The organism is Rhodococcus sp. UNC363MFTsu5.1 (assembly GCF_000686785.1).
Taxonomy (GTDB): Bacteria; Actinomycetota; Actinomycetes; order Mycobacteriales; family Mycobacteriaceae; genus Rhodococcus_G; species Rhodococcus_G maanshanensis.
Window position 1 is genome coordinate 503,175 of record NZ_JMLO01000001.1, and the last position, 12,858, is coordinate 516,032.

General features: G+C 68.3%; 14 protein-coding genes. 9 read left to right on the top strand and 5 right to left on the bottom strand.

Annotation, left to right across the window (positions count from 1 at the left end; genetic code table 11):
- Nucleotides 1–3: 3 nt before the first annotated feature.
- The gene (cei, locus tag BR31_RS0102395; protein ID WP_027499549.1) at nt 4–693 is read right to left on the bottom strand and encodes an envelope integrity protein Cei; all 690 of its coding nucleotides are present in this window, start codon (nt 691–693) and stop codon (nt 4–6) included.
- Between the two features lie 418 nt (nt 694–1,111).
- On the opposite strand from cei, the gene BR31_RS0102400 reads away from it, so the two are divergent.
- A complete protein-coding gene (locus BR31_RS0102400; RefSeq protein WP_027499550.1) occupies nt 1,112–1,414 on the top strand; it encodes a DUF4193 domain-containing protein in 303 nt (100 codons plus the stop codon).
- A 108-nt stretch (nt 1,415–1,522) separates the two neighbouring features.
- Here the strand turns inward: BR31_RS0102400 and BR31_RS0102405 are convergent, their stop codons facing one another.
- Entirely contained in the window at nt 1,523–2,032 is a 510-nt protein-coding gene (locus BR31_RS0102405) for a DUF3093 domain-containing protein (protein ID WP_027499551.1), read from the bottom strand.
- Nucleotides 2,033–2,056: 24 nt separating this feature from the next.
- Here BR31_RS0102405 and dut point away from each other — a divergent pair, with 24 nt between their 5' ends.
- Nucleotides 2,057–2,548 carry a dUTP diphosphatase gene (gene dut / locus BR31_RS0102410; RefSeq protein WP_027499552.1) on the top strand — a complete coding sequence of 164 codons (492 nt, stop codon included), beginning with the start codon at nt 2,057–2,059 and terminating at the stop codon, nt 2,546–2,548.
- Nucleotides 2,548–3,390, top strand: coding sequence for a DUF3710 domain-containing protein (locus BR31_RS0102415; protein ID WP_027499553.1), 843 nt, complete (start codon nt 2,548–2,550; stop codon nt 3,388–3,390). The genes dut and BR31_RS0102415 overlap by 1 nt, the downstream gene beginning before the upstream one ends.
- 16 nt (nt 3,391–3,406) lie before the next feature.
- Here the strand turns inward: BR31_RS0102415 and BR31_RS0102420 are convergent, their stop codons facing one another.
- Complete coding sequence (locus tag BR31_RS0102420) at nt 3,407–4,108, bottom strand: alpha/beta fold hydrolase (RefSeq protein WP_027499554.1); 702 nt, start codon at nt 4,106–4,108, stop codon at nt 3,407–3,409.
- A gap of 193 nt (nt 4,109–4,301) precedes the next feature.
- Between BR31_RS0102420 and BR31_RS0102425 the strand changes: the two genes are divergently transcribed.
- Together BR31_RS0102425 and BR31_RS27235 are read left to right on the top strand one after the other, a co-directional pair.
- Nucleotides 4,302–4,679, top strand: coding sequence for an OB-fold nucleic acid binding domain-containing protein (locus BR31_RS0102425; RefSeq protein WP_027499555.1), 378 nt, complete (start codon nt 4,302–4,304; stop codon nt 4,677–4,679).
- A gap of 31 nt (nt 4,680–4,710) precedes the next feature.
- Complete coding sequence (locus tag BR31_RS27235) at nt 4,711–5,415, top strand: DUF3159 domain-containing protein (protein ID WP_051636889.1); 705 nt, start codon at nt 4,711–4,713, stop codon at nt 5,413–5,415.
- A gap of 189 nt (nt 5,416–5,604) precedes the next feature.
- Here BR31_RS27235 and BR31_RS0102435 read toward each other — a convergent pair whose 3' ends face one another.
- Both BR31_RS0102435 and BR31_RS0102440 read right to left on the bottom strand, forming a co-directional pair.
- Nucleotides 5,605–6,267: a potassium channel family protein gene (locus BR31_RS0102435; protein ID WP_027499556.1), complete on the bottom strand. Its 663-nt coding sequence runs from the start codon at nt 6,265–6,267 to the stop codon at nt 5,605–5,607.
- Between the two features lie 70 nt (nt 6,268–6,337).
- On the bottom strand, nt 6,338–7,003 hold the full coding sequence (locus BR31_RS0102440) for a potassium channel family protein (protein ID WP_027499557.1): 666 nt from the start codon (nt 7,001–7,003) through the stop codon (nt 6,338–6,340).
- 171 nt (nt 7,004–7,174) lie between these two features.
- Here BR31_RS0102440 and BR31_RS0102445 point away from each other — a divergent pair, with 171 nt between their 5' ends.
- From BR31_RS0102445 to BR31_RS0102465, 4 genes are all read left to right on the top strand, one after another.
- The gene (locus BR31_RS0102445; protein WP_027499558.1) at nt 7,175–9,178 is read left to right on the top strand and encodes an APC family permease; all 2,004 of its coding nucleotides are present in this window, start codon (nt 7,175–7,177) and stop codon (nt 9,176–9,178) included.
- The gene (locus BR31_RS0102450; RefSeq protein ID WP_027499559.1) at nt 9,175–10,443 is read left to right on the top strand and encodes a class I SAM-dependent RNA methyltransferase; all 1,269 of its coding nucleotides are present in this window, start codon (nt 9,175–9,177) and stop codon (nt 10,441–10,443) included. The genes BR31_RS0102445 and BR31_RS0102450 overlap by 4 nt, the downstream gene beginning before the upstream one ends.
- A 310-nt stretch (nt 10,444–10,753) precedes the next feature.
- Complete coding sequence (locus BR31_RS27240) at nt 10,754–11,245, top strand: MarR family winged helix-turn-helix transcriptional regulator (RefSeq protein ID WP_081830273.1); 492 nt, start codon at nt 10,754–10,756, stop codon at nt 11,243–11,245.
- A gap of 53 nt (nt 11,246–11,298) precedes the next feature.
- Nucleotides 11,299–12,831, top strand: coding sequence for an MDR family MFS transporter (locus tag BR31_RS0102465; protein ID WP_037175412.1), 1,533 nt, complete (start codon nt 11,299–11,301; stop codon nt 12,829–12,831).
- Nucleotides 12,832–12,858 lie beyond the last annotated feature (27 nt).

Below are 12,858 nucleotides of genomic sequence, written 5' to 3' on the forward strand. Positions count from 1 at the left end.
CCGTCAGCAGCGAGCGGTGCGGGCGGCCTTGAGGAGGCTGATGTCCACGGGCGCGGCGGCCATGCCGCCGGGCGCGGGCTCCTTCAGCACGGCCAGCACCTCTTCTGCGTCGGTGTTCGGGCGGAGTTCGCTGAAGTAGGTGCCCAGCGCGAGGTCGACGGTGTCGTCCTGGCGCTGGTCCTCGATCAGTTCCGCGCAGGGTGAGACCAGCCACAGGGCGCTGGCGGCGGCGAGACCGTTTGCGCCGAAGCGGATCTGGCCGTGGCACTGCATGTTCTGGTCGACGTAGACGGGGTCGTTGCCGACCTGGACGTCGGGGGCGCTCGCGTAGCCGTATTCGCTCAGCTGCGCGGCCACCTGCGCGGCCTGGCCGCGTTCGCCGTTGGCGTTGAAGACTCGGACCCTGGTCGCCGCCAGGGTGGTGGGTTCGGTGTCCATCAGCGTGGTCGGGTCCACCTTCTTGCCGAGCGGCTGTGGGGTCGGCGCGTTCGGGTCGGACTGCGAGGACTGCCCCGGGAGGTTGCACGTCACCGCGGCGGAGACCTCCTCGTCCTTGGTGAGGATGCGAACCCACAGCACGGAGCCGAGCAGGGCGAGGATGCCGATCAGCACGATGACGGGCATGGCGCGCCGCCTGCGGAACGGACGGCCCTGCTCATCGGTGGAGTGACCCTGTGTGATCAGTGAAACCACGATTCGTCCCGACCTCTCCGCCGCGCCGCCGATAGGCGCCACTGTGGCGCCGGTGCGCACTCACTCTAGAGTGCGGGGCCGGGATCGTCGTCGACGCGGTCACGGCTCGGAATGTCGCGGAAATGTCACGGTGGGCCCGCCGTTTGTGTCGATTTTCAGACAGTTTCCGGCGTGTGGTGAATGGCCCGCGACTTTTCTCCTGAGTTCGGCTATTGTCTGGCGGCCGCAGTCGTACACGACAGGCGTTTGGAGGACCGGACGGAAGGGCCAAATGTGGTGCAGATCATATTACCTGCGCTAACTTTTGGGCACTATTCGGCGCCCCCGAGCGTTATGCAGCCACACGGGAGATTCGTGTATTCGGCTGTGGTGTGTGGCCGGGGGAATCGATGACGAGAGAAGACGAGGGGAAGACGAGATGGCAACCGACTACGACGCACCGAGGCGTTCGGAATCCGACGAGGTTTCGGAGGACTCGCTCGAAGAGTTGAAGGCCCGGCGCAATGAGGCGCAGTCCGCGGTCGTCGACGTCGACGAGTCGGACACCGCGGAGTCGTTCGAGCTGCCCGGAGCAGATCTGTCCGGCGAGGAACTGTCGGTCCGGGTCGTTCCGAAGCAGGCCGATGAGTTCACGTGTTCGAGCTGCTTCCTGGTGCATCACAGGAGCAGGCTCGCCAGCGACGCCGGCGGCGTGCTCATCTGCATGGATTGCGCAGCCTGACGACGCTGCTCAGGTAGTGGATCCGACCGGGACACAGGGTGCCCCGGCCCGGGATCAAAAGTCGTGCCCGGCCTGTTCGCAGGCCGGGCACAGTGGTGTCCGGGGCCGCTACGGCGTCAGCAGGGCCGCCAGCTCGGCGGGCTTACGGGTGCTGACGAGCCAGTACGGCGTCGGATCCTCCGGATCGTCGAGGACGATCAGGACCATCGTCTTGATCCAGGTCCGGTGCTGCACGTAGGCGGCGGGGTCCAGCTGCCTGCCGAGCGCAGCGGACTTCGCGGTGGCGGGGACCACCGCGACCCGGGAGATCACGTCAAGGGGCAGGTTCGCCCTGCCGACGCGCAGTTCGCCGCGTCCGGGGCCTGCGCCGACCTCGATCCGCAGCCGGCTCAGCCAGAGCAGGACCCACACCGGGAAGGGCAACAGCAGCACGTACGGCAACCAGGCCAGGAGGCCGGGATTCCCCATGTGTACCTCCGCGGCGAGCAGGCCGGCGACGGCGAGGCCGGCGGCCCACCACCACAGCGGTACCCACAGTCGCTCCGAGTAGATCGGCGCGGTGGGGTCGGTCTTGCCGCCGGTGGCGGCGGTCGAGGCAGGTTGAGGGTTCTCGGGCACGTATCCAGAGTAGTCTCGGTGCGCGTGAGCGATCTTCCAGCCATCGAGCTGCTGCGCCTTGATCCCGACATGCCGATCCCGCAGCGCGCCCACGCGGGCGACGCGGGTGTCGACCTCTGTTCCACTGTCGACGTGACCATCGAGCCGGGGGAGCGGACCCTGGTGGGGACCGGAATCGCCGTTGCGCTCCCGGTCGGCACCGTCGGGCTGATCCATCCCAGGTCGGGACTGGCAGCCAAGTCCGGTCTGTCGGTGGTGAACACACCGGGGACCGTCGACGCGGGTTACCGCGGTGAGATCAAGGTGTGTCTGATCAATCACGATCCGCGCACGCCGATCGCGATCAGTCGCGGTGACCGGATCGCCCAGCTGTTGGTGCAGCGGGTGGAGTTGGTCTCGTTCGTGGAGGTCGCATCGCTCGACGAGACGACGCGCGGCGCGGGCGGATACGGATCCAGCGGTGGACATGCCAGCCTGCACGCGGTGTCGGCACTGCCCGAGGAAGGGGCACGATGATTTTCGGACGTAAGAAGAAGGCCGCCGACGAGGACCTCGATCAGTTCGAGGAGTTCCACGACGACGTCGACGCACAGGCCGAGGTCGACGAGTTCGAGGTCGAGGTCCGGCCCGAGGGCGGGCCGTACGACCGGGACGAGCTCGACGACCCCGAGGGGGCAGCGCAATCCCGGCTGGACCTCGGATCGGTGCAGGTCCCGCTTCCCGAGGGCGGTCAGATCCAGGTGGAGATGGCCCCGGACGGCACGCCGCAGGCGGTGCACCTGGTCACCGAGCACGGCCGGGTCACGATCGCGGCCTATGCCGCGCCGAAGTCCCCGGGGCAGTGGCGCGAGGTCGCGGGTGACCTCGCGGAGTCGCTGCGGGCGGACCAGGCCGAGATCAGCGTGCAGAGCGGCCCGTGGGGTCGCGAGCTGCACGCGGTCACCCCGAACGCCGACCTGCGTTTCATCGGCGTCGACGGCCCGCGCTGGATGATCCGGTGCGTGGTGGCAGGCCCCGTCGGGTCCGCGGGCCTCGAGACGCCGCTCACCGCGATCGCCAGGGAGATCCTCGCAGGCACGGTGGTCAACCGCGGAACCGAGCCGTACCCGGTGCGGACCCCCCTCCCGGTGGTGCTGCCGCAGATGCTGGCCGAGCAGCTGGTCGCGGCCCAGCAGCAGCAGATGCAGGCGCAACAGCAGGCCGCGCAGGCCCAGCAGACGGCGGAGGTCCAGGAGGCCGCCGTCGCCGAGGCCGCTGCCGCCGCCCAGGCTGCCGCTGCCGCCGCCCAGGATCACACCCTGCCGCCGGAGGAGCGTCCAGGCGGATCCGGCTCGGCCATGCAGCAGTTGCGTCGCTGATCGGCTCCGCGGCCGATCAGGAGGAGGACAGGGCGGTCAGACAGGACCGGCCGAGGATTCCGGGGTCGGCGCCGATCTCGTCGAGGGTGACCGTGGCCAGCGAGGCCGACGGGAGCACGGTCACCCATCGCCGGGCCACCGCGATGGGGTGCACCGGGTCATCGCTGGCCGCGCAGATGCCCACCGGCACGGTGATCCGTGCGAGGTGCTCCTCGACGAGGCCGTGGTAGGCCGCGGCCTCCTCGAGGGCACTGGGCAGATGTGGCCACTGCGATCGCCAGGACCGCTCCAGCTCGCCGCCAAGCCACGCCGGGCTGGTCTCGATCATCGCGCTGGTCACGGCGTCGAGGCCGTCCGCGCGGAGCATGCGTGCGGTCACGGTGGCGCTCATGGCCGCAGGGGCGTCGGCCGGGTCGCCGATCCAGGCAGGCAGCGCCGCGAGCACCCCGGCCGCGCGGGACTGGTTGCGGGCGGCCCACTGCGCCGCCACCGCGGCTCCGATCGACACGCCGCCGACGAGGATCCGTCCGTGCCGGTCCGCGGCCGCGTCCATCGCGTCGAGGTAGCTCTCGACCACTCGCCGCGGGTCGGGTTCGACGGCGATGACCTCCACCCCGACCTGCGTCAACGCGCCCGAGAACGCCTTCTCCGCGAAGTGTGCGTCCGACCCGGTTCCCGGCAGCACCACCGCCGCCTGCGGCCATGTCATCTCCTGCATCAGTCGATGGTCGCACCGACGGCGCAGGCGGGTGCCACACGGGTGCGGTCACGGCCGTGATCGGGTATTCGCCCGGTGGCCGGGACACTCCTCACAGTGGTGTGGTTCCCGGTTCGGGATGGGTCTACAGTGGCGATCACACAGACCTACAAGCGGGGCGACAGTCGCACCGCACCTGCTCCAGGAGCGCGCTATGGCACTCGCGGCCACAGGCTATTTTCGTCGGCTGACCCGCCGGCTCACCGAGGACCTCGATCAACTCGATGCCGAGGCAATGGTGGAATCGTCGCAGGCGTCGGGCGCACAGCGCGCCTGCGACTGTAGTCGCGGTGAGGAGGTCACCATGCTCGGGCGGCTACGCAGCGTCGAGACGTGTGCCAAGGCCTCGACCGCGAACATGGAGGCCGAGTTCTTCGACGGAACCGAGGCCGTGACGCTGGTGTGGATCGGCAGGCGCCGGATCGCGGGGATCGAGCCGGGCAAGACCCTGCTCGTCCGCGGGCGCGTCGGTGAGCGCAACGGCCAGAAGGTCATCTACAACCCGTACTACGAGCTACGAGGCGATTCGTAGCCATCGCCGGTACATGTGGCAGTCTCGTCGGGTGACCGACAGGCAAGAGCAGTCCATTCTCGAACAGCTCGGCGGAGTCAGTGGGCTGGTCTACTCGACCCTGCCGATCCTGGTCTTCGTCCCGATCAACAGCATCTGGGGCCTCACGGCGGCCATCTGGGGGGCCCTGGGTGTCGCGGCCGCGGTCCTGGTGTGGCGGGTGATCGCCAAGGGCGCGATCCAACCCGCGATCTCGGGCTTCCTCGGCGTCGGTGTCTGCGCCTTCATCGCGTACCGGACCGGGGATGCCAAGGGGTACTTCCTGTTCGGGATCTACACGAGCCTCGCGTATGCCGGGGTCTTCCTGCTCTCGATCCTGCTCCGCTGGCCGCTGGTCGGCGTGCTGTGGGGATTCCTCAACGGCCACGGCAATTCGTGGCGGGGCAGCCGCGCCGCGATTCGGGCCTATGACCTCGCCACGGCCGCGTGGGCACTCGTGTTCGGTGCCCGCTACCTGGTGCAGTCGCAGCTCTACGACACCGATCACACCGGTTGGCTCGCGGTCTCGCGGATCGCGATGGGCTGGCCGCTGACCGCGCTGGTCCTGGTGGCCACGGTCTGGTTGGTGCGGCGCGCCGACCGCGCCGCCGAGGCCGTGGTCGAGGCGGGGGCCGACGCGGAGACCGAGTCCGAGGCCGGCGTCGAATCGGACGATCGCGGCGCCCAGTCGAATGGTGCGGGTGACGAGCGTTCCTAGGGAACGACACCGGCGAGCATGGGCAATGGGCGCCGGGTAATTGTGTGTGCGGTGCATCGGCTGTGACGTACCGCACGTTCCGTGAATTGCGTCCGCCGAATTCCGGGGCGTCTCAATTTGTGACCGCATTGCCCGATATCGGACAATGCGGTCGCAAATTCAATTACGTGACTATTCGGAACCTTTGGATCAGCGCTTGACGCCGACCGCGGCGCGCAGCTCGTCCTCGACCTCGACGGAGGCGACGAAGAGCAGCTCGTCGCCGCCCTCGATCGGGTCGTCCTGCTGCGGGACGATCACCCGACCGCCCCGCAGGATGGTCACCAGTGCGGCGTCGCGGGGCAGCTGGATCTTGCGGACGGGCTTGCCTGCCAGCTCGGTGTCCGCGGGCAGGGTGATCTCCACCAGGTTCGCCTGACCCTGCCGGAAGGTCATCAGGCGGACCAGATCGCCGACCGAGACCGCCTCCTCGACCAGCGAGGCGAGCATGCGCGGGGTGGACACGGCGACGTCGACGCCCCACGAGTCGTCGAAGAGCCATTCGTTGCGGGGGTCGTTCACCCGGGCGACGACGCGCCGCACGGCGAACTCGGTCTTGGCCAGAAGGCTGACCACGATGTTGACCTTGTCGTCGCCGGTCGCAGCGATCACGACGTCGTAGGACTCGAGCTCGGCGGACTCCAGCAGGGCCAGCTCGCAGGCGTCGGCGTGCACCCACACCGCGTCCGGGATCGCCTCGGGGTCGACGTGCTCGAGATTGCGCTCGAGCAGCATCACGTGGTGGTCGCCTCGGATCAGCTCGCGGGCGATCGATCGGCCGACCGCGCCTGCTCCGGCGATTGCGACTCTCATCGGGTCCATCCGTTCGGGTCTGTGGTCGATTCGTGCGCCGCGGTCGGCGACGCCTGCGGGAAGGTGCTCATCAGGAGTCCGATGGCGGCGGGGTGGCGGCCAGCGCGACCGCTTCGGCGACCGTCCCGGAGACGGCGGCGACGTACACCTGGTCGTCGGCCTGGATCACCGTGCGGCGGTCGGGGAGGACCCCGGTGCCGAATCGGATGAGGAAGGCGACCCTTGACCCGGTGTGCTCCTCGAGTTCGGTCACCTGGTGGCCGACCCAGTCCTCGTGCAGATCGAGTTCCGCGACCGCGACGGTGCCGGAGGGGTCGCGCCACTTGGTGGTGTGGCTCTCACGGGTGAGGTGGTGCAGGAACCGGTCGGTTGTCCACGGCACCGTGGCCACGGTGGGGATGCCGAGGCGTTCGTACACGGCCGCGCGCTTGGCGTCGTAGATCCGGGCCACGACCCGGCTGACGCCGAAGTTCTCCCTTGCCACCCGGGCGGAGATGATGTTCGAGTTGTCGCCGGAGGAGACCGCGGCGAAGGCCTCGGCCCGTTCGATGCCGGCCTTGAGCAGCACATCGCGGTCGAATCCCATTCCGACGACACGGTGGCCGGTGAATCCGGGGTCAAGACGCCGGAAGGCGTCGGGATCGCGGTCGATGATCGCGACCTCGTGGCCGATCCGGTTCAGGCCGGCCGCGAGGGCCGATCCGACCCGGCCGCACCCCATCACGACTACGTACACCGTTCGCCTCCGCTCGTCGGCTTTCCGACGCTGTGCCGCGGTCGCCGCGGTGGCGACGACCATCGATTCGAACGGTACCGTCCCCGGTTCGGCGGTGTCCGCGCACGTCGCGATTCGGCGAAGTCGACGGCGGATGGCACTGGATCGGTTCGGACGGATTACGCTTTGGCGGTGTCAAAGCTCTCGACCGCTGCCAAGCGGCTGCTGGTAGGTAGACCGTTCCGCAGCGACAAGCTGGGGCACACGCTGCTCCCCAAGCGAATCGCGCTGCCGGTCTTCGCCTCCGATGCGATGTCCTCGGTCGCCTATGCGCCGGAGGAGATCTTCCTCGTCCTGTCCGTTGCGGGCATCTCCGCGTACATGTACACGCCCTGGATCGGGCTCGCCGTCTGCGCGGTGATGGCGGTCGTCGTCGCCAGCTACCGGCAGAACGTGCACGCGTACCCCTCGGGCGGCGGCGACTACGAGGTGGCCACCACGAATCTCGGTCCGACGGCAGGCCTGACGGTCGGCAGCGCGCTGATGGTCGACTACGTGCTCACCGTGGCCGTCTCGATCTCCTCGGCCGCATCGAACATCGGTTCCGCGGTTCCGTTCGTCGCCACCCACAAGGTGCTGTTCGCGGTCGCGGCCATCGCGATCCTCACCGCGATCAATCTGCGCGGTATCCGAGAGTCGGGGACCGCGTTCGCCATTCCCACGTACGCGTTCATCATCGGCATGTTCCTGATGCTCGGGTGGGGACTGTTCCGGATCTTCGTGCTCGGCGACGACGTGAAGGCCGAGTCGGCAGGATTCGATCTACACGCGGAGAACACTCAGCTCTACGGTGTCGCGTTCGCCTTCCTGATCGCCCGCGCATTCTCGTCCGGTTGCGCGGCGCTGACCGGTGTCGAGGCGATCAGCAACGGGGTGCCCGCCTTCCAGAAGCCCAAGTCCCGCAACGCGGCCACCACCCTGTTCCTGCTCGGCGCGATCGCGATCGTCCTGCTGATGGGCATCATCACCCTGGCCCAGAAGATCGGGATCGTGTACGCACACGACCCGGCCGAGCAGCTGACCAATGCGCCGGAGGGCTATCAGCAGAAGACGCTGATCGCGCAGATCGCGGAGGCGGTGTTCTCGGGGTTCCCGATCGGTTTCTACTTCATCGCGACCGTCACGGCGCTGATCCTGGTGCTCGCGGCGAACACCGCCTTCAACGGGTTCCCGGTGCTCGGCTCGATCCTCGCGCAGGACCGCTACCTGCCCAGGCAGCTGCACACTCGCGGAGACCGATTGGCCTTCAGCAACGGCATCCTGTTCCTGTCCGGCGCCGCGATCGCCTTCGTCGTCTTCTTCGGGGCCGAGGTCACCAAGCTGATCCAGCTCTATATCGTCGGGGTGTTCGTCTCGTTCGTGCTGAGCCAGACGGGCATGATCAGGCACTGGACCCGGCACCTCAAGAGCGAGACCGACCCGGCGGCGCGGCGGCGCATGAAGCGCTCGCGCGTCATCAACTCCATCGGCCTCGCCATGACGGGCGCCGTTCTGATCATCGTGCTGATCACCAAGTTCGCGGCGGGCGCCTGGATCGCGATCGTGGCCATGGTCGCGATCTTCGTGGTGATGAAGTCGATCCGCAGGCATTACGACAGCGTCGCGGCGGAGCTGGAGGAGCAGGAGTGGGACGGCGTGCTGCCGAGTAGGACCCATTCGATCGTGTTGGTGTCGAAGCTGCACATGCCGACGATGCGCGCGATCGCCTACGCCCGCGCCACCCGGCCCGACACCCTGGAGGCGGTCACGGTGAACGTCGACGAGGCGGACACCCGGGCGCTGGTCCGTGAGTGGCAGAACAGCGATATCACCGTGCCGCTCAAGGTGATCGAGTCGCCCTACCGCGAGATCACCAAGCCGGTCCTCGACTACGTCAGGCGGGTGCGGCGCGATTCGCCCCGTGAGGTCGTGACGGTGTTCATCCCGGAGTACGTGGTCGGGCACTGGTGGGAGCAGATCCTGCACAACCAGAGTGCGTTGCGGCTCAAGAGCCGCCTGCTGTTCCAGCCGGGCGTGATGGTCACGAGCGTGCCGTGGCAGCTCAGTTCCTCGGAACGGGCCAAGCGGGAACGGATCCAGGCGGTGCCGGGCGGCACCAGGCGTGGATTCGACGCCGCGGAGGACAACGGTCGGTGAGCGAGAGCTGGTACGGCCGCAGCATCGAGGTCCGGCTCGGGAATCCGGGCCACGGCGGCTTCTGCGTCGCCAGGCACGAGGGCCGGGTGGTGTTCGTCCGGCACGGGTTGCCGGGTGAGCTGGTCCTTGCCGAGATCACCGAGGATCGCGGCGGGTCGTTCTGCCGCGCGGACGCGGTGGAGATCGTGGAGGCCTCACCGGCGCGAGTGTCGGCGCGATGCCCGATCTCCGGGCCAGGCGGGGCCGGCTGCTGCGACTTCTCGCACGCCACCCTGGACGCGCAGCGCGCGATGAAGTCCTCGGTGGTCGCCGAGCAGCTCCGCAGGATCGCCGGCATCGAGCGGGAGGTCGAGGTCGAGGAGCTGCCCGGCACCGACGACGGCACCGGTTGGCGAACCAGGCTCCGGCTGGCGGTCGACCGCGAGGGCCGGGCGGGTTTCCACGGCTACCGAAGCTCGCAGGTGATCACCGACCTGCTGTGTCCGCAACCGGTCCTGGGCACGTATCAGGGCCTGGCCGAGCGGGATTGGCGGCCGGGCGGGGAGATCCAGGTGACGGTGGACGGTGACGGCGCCAGGCACGTGGTGGAGATCGAGCCCGCGAAGGTCTCGAGCACCGGCCGCCGCAGTCCGGGCCGCCGCGGCGCCACCGCCAGGCGTGCCGCGCAGGCAGGTCCGCGCCGCGAGCACGTGGTGGAGGGCAGCGGCCGCGCCGTCGAGCGGGTCGGCGGACGCGAGTGGGAACTGTCGGCGACCGGTTTCTGGCAGGCGCATCGTGGTGCGGCACAGGCCTATTCGTCGGTGGTCGCGGAGTGGGCGGAGGCCGCTCCCGGCTCGATCGCATGGGATCTCTACGGCGGGGTCGGCGTGTTCGCCGCCGAACTGGCCGATCAGGTGGGTCCGGACGGCGAGGTGGTGTCGGTCGAGTCCGGCCGCGGCGCGGTCGACGACGGCAGGCGTGCGCTGGCCGACCTCGGGCAGGTGCAGTTGCGTGCGGCCCGGGTGGAGAAGGTGGTGGGAGAGTTGCCGGTTCCTGTTGGCGCGGTGGTACTCGACCCGCCCCGGTCCGGTGCGGGTCGGGAGGTCATCGAGGCGCTCGCACACGCAGGCCCCGGCCGGGTGATCCACATCGGCTGCGATCCGGCTGCGTTCGGACGCGACGTCGGGCTGTACCTCGCGCAGGGGTACCGGCTCGAGCAGGTGCGCGCCTTCGACGCCTTCCCGATGACCCATCACGTGGAGTGCCTCGCGCTGCTGACGCGATAGCGGGCATTGCGCTGTTCATCCCGGCGGGCCCGTGGCTGGGGGAGACGTCACATCATGGGCATCATCGGCATCATGGGCATCTGCCAGCCCATCTGATGCATCCAGGCCATGAACATGTTCATCATGTCCTGCCACATTGTGTGTTCTCACCTCCGCCCGAGGTGATGGTGATCGCTCGCACACGACCGTGTGCACCCCCGATTCTACTGGGATCGCCGCCGCAGGAGCCGGTAGTAATAACTTGCATGGGTAATGCAACCAATATATAGTTGCGTACCGCAACCATCAATCACTCTGTTCAGGGGAGCCCATGGCCGTGCAGACCGCTACCGCGGAGGACCTCGTAGAGGAGGTCTTTCTCTTCGGTAGGGCGTTGCGCCACATCCTCGGCGGCGCCGATACGAGCGGACTTCCGCCCGCACTTCTCGGGGTGCTGCACGTGCTCGCCACCGTCGGCCAGTGCAGACAGATGGAGCTCGCCTCCAATCTGTGCGTCAGTCAGTCGTCGTTGAGTCGGCAGATCGCGGATCTGGTGGATGCCGGGTTCGTCGAGCGGCACGCCGATCCGGAGGACGGGAGGGTCTCGCTCGTGCGGCTGTCGGAGTCCGGGACGGAGCTCCTGAAAGCGAACAGAGAACGCCGGGCCGATCGCCTACGCACCCTGCTGGGCGAATGGAGCGAGGAAGAGGCCCACGAGGCCATGACCTCGCTCCGTCGGCTCAAGCACACCTTCATGACCCCGCCGGTACGGAGAACCGTGTCCGACGCAGATTCTCAGAACCAGGGGAGAACACACACATGACCGAAACGGAATCCCAGACGCGCCACGCCGCCCCGCCGGGCGAGGAGGTGCTGATGACGCACCGCGAGATCCTCGAGGTTCTCGCGGGGTTGCTCGCGGCGCTGTTCACCGCGCTGCTCAGCTCGACCATCGTCTCCACCGCCCTGCCGACGATCATCGGCGACCTCAACGGCAGCCAGACACAGTTCGCCTGGGTCATCACCACCGCCCTGCTGGCCACCGCCGCGTCGACGCCGATCTGGGGCAAACTGGCCGATCTCTACAACAAGAAGGTCCTGGTCCAGTCAGCGATCGTGATCTTCGTGATCGGCTCGGTCATCGCCGGGTTCGCTTCCAACGTTCCGATCTTGTTGGGCGCCCGCGTGATCCAGGGCATCGGAATGGGCGGCCTGACCGCGCTCGTCGTCGCCATCATCGGAAGCATCATCCCGCCGCGCGATCGCGGCAGATACTCCGGATACATGGGTGGGGTCATGGCGGTGTCCATGGCCGGTGGCCCTGTCCTCGGCGGCGTCATCGCCGACGGGCTCGGCTGGCGCTGGTGCTTCTTCGTGTGCGTCCCCCTCGCCGTGATCGCGCTCGTCCTGCTGCAGAAGACGCTGCACATCGAGACCGACCGCAAGGACGGAGTCAAGATCGACTGGCTCGGCGCGACCCTGCTGACGGCGGGCGTCTCCGTGCTGCTGATCTGGGTGTCCTTCGCGGGCAAGGCCACCTACTACGACTGGGTCTCGACCGAGTCCGCGGTGCTGGTGGGCATCGGTCTGCTGCTGCTGATCGCCACCGTCTTCGTCGAGAGCAAGGCCACCTCGCCGATCATCCCGCTCAAGATCGTCACCGAGCGGACGACGGCGCTCGCCATCATCTCCTCGGTTGCGGTGGGCGTCGGACTGTTCGGTGCCACCACGTTCCTCGGCCAGTACTTCCAGACCGCGCGCGGGCACACCCCGACGGAGGCCGGGTTGCTGACGATCCCGATGGTGTTCGGCATGCTGGTCGGCACCGTGGGCTCGGGCCAGCTGATCACCAAGTTCGGCAAGTGGAAGGGATTCGTCGTCGCGGGCTCCATCCTGCAGCTCATCGGCTTCCTGCTGCTGAGCACCATCGACCACGAGACCCACATGTGGCTGATCGGGCTGATGATCGCGCTGCTCGGCCTCGGCACCGGCATGCTGATGCAGAACGTCGTCCTGGCGGTGCAGAACACGGTGAGCGTCCACAACATCGGTGCCGCCAGCAGTGTGGTCGCCTTCTTCCGGACCTTCGGCGGCGCGATCGGCGTCTCGGTGCTCGGCTCGGTGCTGGCCACCCGCGTCACCGACCTCACCGCGGAGGGATTCGCGAAGCTCGGCATCGACACCCACACGCCCGGTGGCGGCGGCAACCTGAACCTGAAGGTGCTGCCGGAGCCCGTGCAGGACGTGATCCGGGTGGCCTACGGTGACGCGACCGGTCGGATCTTCCTGATCGCGGCGGCCGTCGCGGTGGTCACCGTCATCGCGGTGATCTTCCTGCCGAACAAGCCGCTGCGGACCACCATCGACCTCAAGCCCTCCGCGGCGGACGTGGAGTACGAGAAGGTCTAGTAGGCGGGCTCGTCCCGAACACAACAG